This window comes from Aminobacter sp. P4_H6_2, assembly GCF_056400805.1.
In genome coordinates this window covers 1-6,724 of sequence record NZ_JBFUKO010000298.1, presented here as the reverse complement: position 1 = coordinate 6,724, position 6,724 = coordinate 1, and the positions used below count along the sequence as shown (strand labels likewise).

Here is a 6,724-nt window from a genome sequence, read left to right as displayed (position 1 = left end):
CTGCAGTGCTTGGCTCGTGCAAATTCGGCAAACGCGCACAGGCTCGACGCAAAGCACGACCCCGGCTGCCTTGCCGGACTTTTTTTGAGGGAGCTGGCAGCAAATATTGGCGACGCGTGGCATTCAAAAAAGGAAGTAACCGAAATGGAGTGCCATTGGCTCCGGCAACCCGTCAGCCGCCGCGCACGACGTAGTCTCCGGTTGCAGCAATCGTGCTGCCTTGGTCACTTGCAATCAGCGCATCGCGCGGCGAAGTCTCCAGCCGCCGGCACCTGACTTGCCAGAGGCCTACAACTTCACCCTGTCGCAAGACCGGTGTTTGACAGCAGCAGCCATGGCGGATTTTGCGCATACATTTCCCGGATCAGGCTCTTGATCTCTTCGATACGGGCCGAGTTGTCCTTGCGCCGACAGCTCATGATCACCGGTGAGGTAGCCTGGGCGTCGGACAAGATGCGGTAGCAGACATCGTCGGGTCGCTGGCGCTGCGAAGGGGCAGGGATGATGCACAATCCCGCTGCCGCCGCCACCAGGCCAAGTGCGGTCTGGATTTCGCGGACCTCTTCCACCATCCCCAGCTCGACATTGAGATCGGCGAACAGTCCCAGGATCTCGTCGGCGAAGCTCGGGCGTGGCTTGGAGGGGTAGATCACCAGGGTCTCGCCTTCGATCTCCTTCAACGCGATCGGTTCGGTCGACAGCGACTTAGGATGCCCCTTTGGAAAGGCGACGACCAGTCGTTCCTCGCGCAGCGTTATCCGTTCCACATCGGGATCGCTCAGGCGCACGCGCCCGACGCCGAGATCGATGCGCCCGTCTTTCAGGGCGGCGATCTGCTCGACCGACATCATCTCGCGGATTTCGATGCCGAGTTCCGGCCAGCGGGCGCGCATGTTGCGCACCAGATCGGGGATGCCGCTATAGAGCGTCGAGCCGACACAGCCGATGATGAAGATCTCGCGGCGTGACTGCGCGATGCGGCGCGTCTGCTCGCGTATGTGCTCCATGCGGGAAATTATCTGGGATGCCTGCTCGTAGAAGAAGCGCCCCGCCTCGGTCAGCGCCAGCGGCCGGCTGGAGCGGTCGATCAGGACCGCGCCCAAACTCTCTTCGAGCTGTTGTATCTGGCGGCTGAGCGGCGGCTGGGCGATGTGCAATGTCTCGGCAGCCCTCGAAAAATTGCGCTCGCGCGCCACCGCGACGAAATAGCGAAGCTGCCGCATATCCATGATACTATACCTTCTGGGTATCGAAAACGACCGCGATAGTCTTGGACTGTTTGTCTGCGCAAAGCTAGCGTCTGCCATAGGAAGTTCGGAGGAAAATTCCGTGAGCTCTGGCGCCCGCATTGTCGAAATCGAGACCTTACTGCTTGATGTGCCTACGATAAGGCCGCATCGGCTGTCGATGGTGACAATGAGTGGACAGACGATGATGGTCGTCAGGCTACGCTGTTCCGACGAGGTTGCGGGACTTGGCGAAGGCACCACCATCGGTGGTCTGGCCTACGGGGCGGAGAGCCCCGAAAGTATGAAGCTAACCATAGACAAATACATCGCGCCGCTGCTCATCGGCACCGATGCARCCCGCGTTGGGCTCGTCATGGACAAGATCAGCGCCGCGGTGAAGGGCAATCACTTCGCCAAATGCGCGATGGAAACAGCTCTCTTGGACGCGCAGGCCCGCCGTCTTGGTCTGCCCCTTTCGGAACTGCTCGGCGGCCGCCGGCGAGACAGCCTACCGGTGGCCTGGACACTTGCATCCGGCGATACCGCCAAGGATATCGAAGAGGCCCAGCGCATGCTGGAGGCTCGCCGCCACAAGGATTTCAAGCTCAAGATCGGCCGTCGTCCGATCGACGAGGATGTGGCCCATGTCGCAGCGATCCGCAAGGCGCTGCCGGACTTTGCCAGCGTGCGTGTCGACGTCAACATGGCCTGGCGCGAGCGCGAAGCAACCTACGGCATTGCAGCACTTGGCGATGCAGGCTGCGTGCTGGTCGAGCAACCGGTCCCAGGCGTTGAGCCACTGGCAAGGCTGCAGGCGAAGGCCGGCATCGCGCTGATGGCCGACGAGATTTTGACAGGGCCGGAAAGCGCACTGACGGCTGCATCGAAACGCGCCGGCGATGTGTTTTCGATCAAGATCGAACAGGCCGGCGGCCTGTTTGCTGCCGCCAAAGTGATCTCGGTGGCTGAGGCTGCCGATATCGCCATCTATGGCGGCACGATGCTCGAAGGGCCGATCGGAACGATCGCCGCGGCACAGCTTTTCGCAGGTGTAAGCAGTCTCGAGTGGGGAACCGAACTGTTCGGGCCACTTCTCCTGACCGAGGAACTGCTGACCAAGCAGCTCATCTATGCCGACTTCGAGCTCAAGGTTCCGACCGGGCCTGGCCTGGGAATTGAATTGGACGAGGCGGCAGTGAACCGCTTCCGCCGCGACCGGACCGGAGCGTCCGCAACGCTTAAGGCAGTGGGGTAGAGCTATGCTTTTCCAAGTCGAGATGACCGTCAATCTGCCGCACGACCTTCCCAAGGAAGAGGCCGATCGGCTGAAGGCGACCGAGAGGGCGCAAGCCCAGGAACTGCAGCGAAATGGCAAGTGGCGCCATCTTTGGCGTGTTGCTGGCCAGTATGCCAATGTCAGCATCTTTGACGTGAGCGGACCGGGCGAACTGCATGAGATCCTGTCGGGCTTGCCGTTGTTTCCCTTCATGCAGGTCGAAGTGAAGGCTCTTTGCCGGCATCCGTCGGCGATCGCCGACGACGGCGCATAGGCGCCAACAAAAGGCTCCGATCCGCGCGGGAAGAGCGGATGAACAGGAGCGGAATTTAGTCAACGCGCAGAAATGCGAGCCAGAAAGGGAGGTTCCCCATGTCCAGCAAGCTCATTGAAAAGTCCGTCATCGCCGATCTCGCCAACCGCGCCAGCGGTCTAGACCGGCCAGGCGGCGACCAGCGCCTGAAGACAATCACCAATCGGCTGCTTTTTGATCTGTTCACCGCGATCGACGATCTCGATATCAGCATGAACGAGGTCTGGAGTGCCGTTGCCTATCTCGGCCAGGCGGCACGCGCCAATGAACTCGGCCTGGTCGCGCCCGGCATTGGCCTTGAACATTTCCTCGACCTGCGCCTCGATGAGGCCGAGCGCCGCGCCGGCTTGGCTGGCGGTACCGCGCGCACCATTGAAGGTCCGCTCTACATCGCCGGCGCGCCGCTGAGCAAGGCAACCGCCCGCCTCGACGACGGCTCGGAGAGCGGCGAGGTCCTGTTCATGCAGGGTCAGGTCCGCGACCACAACGGCAAGCCGGTCGCCGATGCGATCGTCGATGTGTGGCACGCCAATGTGCTCGGCAACTACTCGCACTTTGACCCACAGCAGCCGGCATACAATCTGCGCCGGCGCATCCAGACCGACGCGGATGGCCGCTACAGCTTCCGCTCGATCATGCCTAGCGGTTATGCGACGCCCGAAGGCGGCTCGACCGAGGCCCTCATGCTGGCGCTCGGCCGCCATGGCCACCGTCCGGCGCACGTCCATTTCTTCGTGTCGGCGCCCGGTCATCGTCACCTGACGACGCAGATCAACATCGAGGGCGACGAATATCTGTTCGAAGATTTCGCTTTCGGCACCCGCAACGACCTCATCCCGCCGGTCACCCGCATCAGCGATCCGAAAGTGCTGGCCGAACGCCAGGTACAGGAACCTTTCGCCTCGATCGATTTCGATTTTGTGCTGATGCCTGAAGTGGAAGGTGTAACCGACACCGTGGTCGAGCGCGAACGCGCAAGCGCCTGATGTTGGTGCGGGTGCGCCGGCCGAGGCGCCGCCCCTTTTCATCATGCCGAGTTCCAAGTTGAGGCCGCATCGAGCTTTTTCCGATGCGGCCGATATGAACGATCACCTCAACGTGCGCCTCTTCACAACCGTGCTGGGATCGCGGGCGGGCTGATCGAGCGATCTCATCAGCCTCGCCGCCGTCCGCCTTTTGCCGCACGAACCCTGGCGGTTGAAGCCCTTCCATGCCGGCGGAACCGGGTTCGCCCCTTCCTTCCAATGCTTGAATATCCGGAAGGGGCAGGGCCGGCCTGCTCCTTCCGTCAATTTGCGGAGACTGCGTCATGACTAACCGAACGGGACGTTTCGAAGGCAAGGCAATGGTCGTCACCGGGGCCGCGCAAGGCATCGGTCGCCAGGTGGCAATCGAAGCGGCTGCCGAAGGCGCGCATGTTGCGGTTGTTGACCGCTCCGAACTGGCCAAGGAGGTTGCGGCCGAAATCGTCGCCAATGGCGGCAAGGCATTTGCCATCCTGGCGGATCTCGAAAGCTGGMAGGGCGCGGAGGCTGCGATCGAACAAGCCCGCGCTGACCTCGGGCGCGTCGACATACTCGTCAACAATGTCGGCGGCGCGATCTGGATGCGGCCATTCGAACATTTCGACGAAACACAGATCGAAGCGGAAATCCGCCGCTCGCTGTTTCCGACCATGTGGTGCTGCCGCGCCGTGCTGCCGCTGATGATCGAGGCCGGCGGCGGATCGATCGTCAATGTCTCGTCGATCGCCACACGCGGCATCAACCGCGTGCCCTATTCGGCGGCAAAGGGCGCCGTCAACGCGCTCACCGTGGCGCTCGCCATGGAAAATGCCGAGCGCGGCATCCGCGTCAATGCCGTGGCACCAGGCGGAACCGACGCGCCGGTCCGCCGCATCCCACGCAACGATGCCGCCCAGGACGAACAGGACAAAGCCTGGATGCAGGCGGTCGTCGAGCAGACCAAGGCCACGAGCTTCATGAAACGCTACGGCACGCTCGCCGAGCAGACCAGTGCCATCTTGTTCATGGCGTCCGACGACGCCTCCTACATCACCGGCACCATTCTGCCGGTCGGCGGCGGCGACAGCGGCTGAGGGCGGAGCGGGGCGCTCGCGCCGCCACACGGCCTGCCGATAGGGGCAAGGACGTCGCCGGACTTACAGCAAATTCCCAGAGGAGGTATTTAAGTGCGAAATTCTAAACTGGACATTCGGCAACTGCTCGACGAGCGGCCTGTGAGTGGCCTGCAATTGCGGGTTTTTTCCCTGTGTTTTCTGGTCGCGCTGCTTGACGGCTTCGACACGCAGGCCATCGCCTATACCGGCCCAGCGATAGCCAAGGCGTTCGGAATGTCGCCGGGCGACATGACCTATATCTTCATTTCAGGCACGCTGGGCATGGCGCTGGGCGCGATGGGGCTTGGCATGATCGGCGACCGGATCGGCCGCCGCATCGCCATTCTCGGCTCGATCGTGCTGTTCGGTGCTTTTTCACTGGCCATCGCATTTGCCCAGTCCCCCACCCAGATCGTGGTGCTTCGTTTCCTGACCGGCCTGGGCATGGGCGGTGCTACACCGGTCTTGCTGGCCATGGCGGCGGAATACAGCCCCTCGCGCCTGCGCGGCGCTGTCCTCACCGGCGTGCTTTTGGGCTTGCCGGCCGGCGCGATGGTCGGCGGCGTGCTCGCCGCCGGCTGGATGCCGGTCATCGGCTGGCAGGGCATCTACATCGTCGGCGGCGCGATACCGCTCGTCGTTCTGTTGATCTGCCTGGCGTTTCTGCCGGAGTCCGCTCAATTCCTCGCCTCGCGCGGCCGCCCCGACGATATTTCCCGCGCACGGGGACTTGTCGCGCGCATCACCGGCAAGCCGATTGCGGATGACACCACCTTCATCGTTCCGCCCGCGGCCGGCAAGGGTTCGGTCAGCGCGCTGTTCACGCCGGAGTACCGCACCAACTCGATCGCCATCTGGGCCATCTACCTGTTCAACTGGATCGCTTGGTTCATGTTCTTGCTGTGGTTGCCAACGGTGCTGACCAATATGGGCCTCGCCCAGCCAACCGCAGCGCTTGGAACGGTCATCGTCAACGCCGCCTTCATCATATTCGCCATTCCCTTGTCGATCTTCCTGCCGCGAATCGATGTGCGTCGCACGCTGACAGTGATGTTCATGATCGGCATCGCCGTCTGTATCGGCCTGGCCTTCGTGAGTACCAACTGGACCTTGGTCTTTGCCCTTGTCGCTGCTGCCGGTTTCGGCATAGGCGGCCAGCAGATCGCGCTGAACTACCTCATCTCCAGCACCTATCCGACCGAACTGCGCGCGACCGGAACCGGTTGGGCGATTGGCATCGGCCGCACAGGCGCCATCGTAGGTTCGGCCGCTGGTGGCTGGCTTCTGCAGACCGGCGGCACCAGCGGCTACTTCATAGGGCTTGCCGTGCCCCTGATCATCGCGACAGGCGCCGTAGTCCTGGTGCGCACGCGCCGGCAGGCACCGACCGAGGCTGTTGCCGGGGCGCACTGAACCTTCCGCTATCTTCGGCCCGGGCACTGAAAATGTGCCCGGGTCGAAGGATTTACACCTTGATGACCTCCCCAACGTCACCTCGGATTGCAAAAGAGCGAGCCGTCAATCATGTCTTTCGTCCGCGCCAACGGCATCGTCCTCCACTATCGTCTCAAAGGCCGTCGGGGAGCGCCACGGATCGTCTTTGCCAACTCGCTTGGCTCGGACATGACGATCTGGGACGACGTCGCTGATGAACTCGGTTCGGATTTCGAACTTCTCTTCTATGACAAGCGCGGGCATGGCTTGAGCGAAGTTGTGCCTGCACCCGGCGGCATCGCCGACAACGCCACCGACCTGCTCGCGCTGCTCGACCATGTCGACTGGAACAG

At 62.5% G+C, this 6,724-nt stretch carries 6 protein-coding genes and 1 pseudogene; 6 read left to right on the top strand and 1 reads right to left on the bottom strand.

Translation table 11 applies throughout. The annotated features are described in order from the left end of the window. Window positions 1-296 precede the first annotated feature (296 nt). Window positions 297-1,229: a LysR family transcriptional regulator gene (locus AC1DUU_RS19660; protein WP_476785081.1), complete on the bottom strand. Its 933-nt coding sequence runs from the start codon at window positions 1,227-1,229 to the stop codon at window positions 297-299. Window positions 1,230-1,329: 100 nt separating this feature from the next. On the opposite strand from AC1DUU_RS19660, the gene AC1DUU_RS19655 reads away from it, so the two are divergent. The 6 genes and pseudogenes from AC1DUU_RS19655 to AC1DUU_RS19630 all read left to right on the top strand — a co-directional run. Beyond that, complete coding sequence (locus AC1DUU_RS19655) at window positions 1,330-2,484, top strand: muconate/chloromuconate family cycloisomerase (protein ID WP_476785080.1); 1,155 nt, start codon at window positions 1,330-1,332, stop codon at window positions 2,482-2,484. A gap of 4 nt (window positions 2,485-2,488) precedes the next feature. Further along, a complete protein-coding gene (gene catC, locus AC1DUU_RS19650; RefSeq protein WP_476785079.1) occupies window positions 2,489-2,779 on the top strand; it encodes a muconolactone Delta-isomerase in 291 nt (96 codons plus the stop codon). 98 nt (window positions 2,780-2,877) lie between these two features. Then, entirely contained in the window at window positions 2,878-3,804 is a 927-nt protein-coding gene (catA, locus tag AC1DUU_RS19645) for a catechol 1,2-dioxygenase (protein WP_476785078.1), read from the top strand. Between the two features lie 323 nt (window positions 3,805-4,127). After that, the gene (gene benD, locus AC1DUU_RS19640; RefSeq protein WP_476785077.1) at window positions 4,128-4,916 is read left to right on the top strand and encodes a benzoate diol dehydrogenase BenD; all 789 of its coding nucleotides are present in this window, start codon (window positions 4,128-4,130) and stop codon (window positions 4,914-4,916) included. A gap of 93 nt (window positions 4,917-5,009) precedes the next feature. Beyond that, the gene (locus tag AC1DUU_RS19635; protein ID WP_476785076.1) at window positions 5,010-6,350 is read left to right on the top strand and encodes an MFS transporter; all 1,341 of its coding nucleotides are present in this window, start codon (window positions 5,010-5,012) and stop codon (window positions 6,348-6,350) included. A 111-nt stretch (window positions 6,351-6,461) separates the two neighbouring features. Continuing rightward, a pseudogene (locus tag AC1DUU_RS19630) lies at window positions 6,462-6,724 on the top strand (hypothetical protein); the annotation flags it as partial.

Excerpts from the sequence above, each read along its gene's own strand:
- AC1DUU_RS19660 (WP_476785081.1), bottom strand. The coding sequence starts at position 1,229 with ATGGATATGCGGCAGCTTCGCTATTTCGTCGCGGTGGCGCGCGAGCGC.
- catC (WP_476785079.1), top strand. The coding sequence starts at position 2,489 with ATGCTTTTCCAAGTCGAGATGACCGTCAATCTGCCGCACGACCTTCCC.
- catA (WP_476785078.1), top strand. The coding sequence starts at position 2,878 with ATGTCCAGCAAGCTCATTGAAAAGTCCGTCATCGCCGATCTCGCCAAC.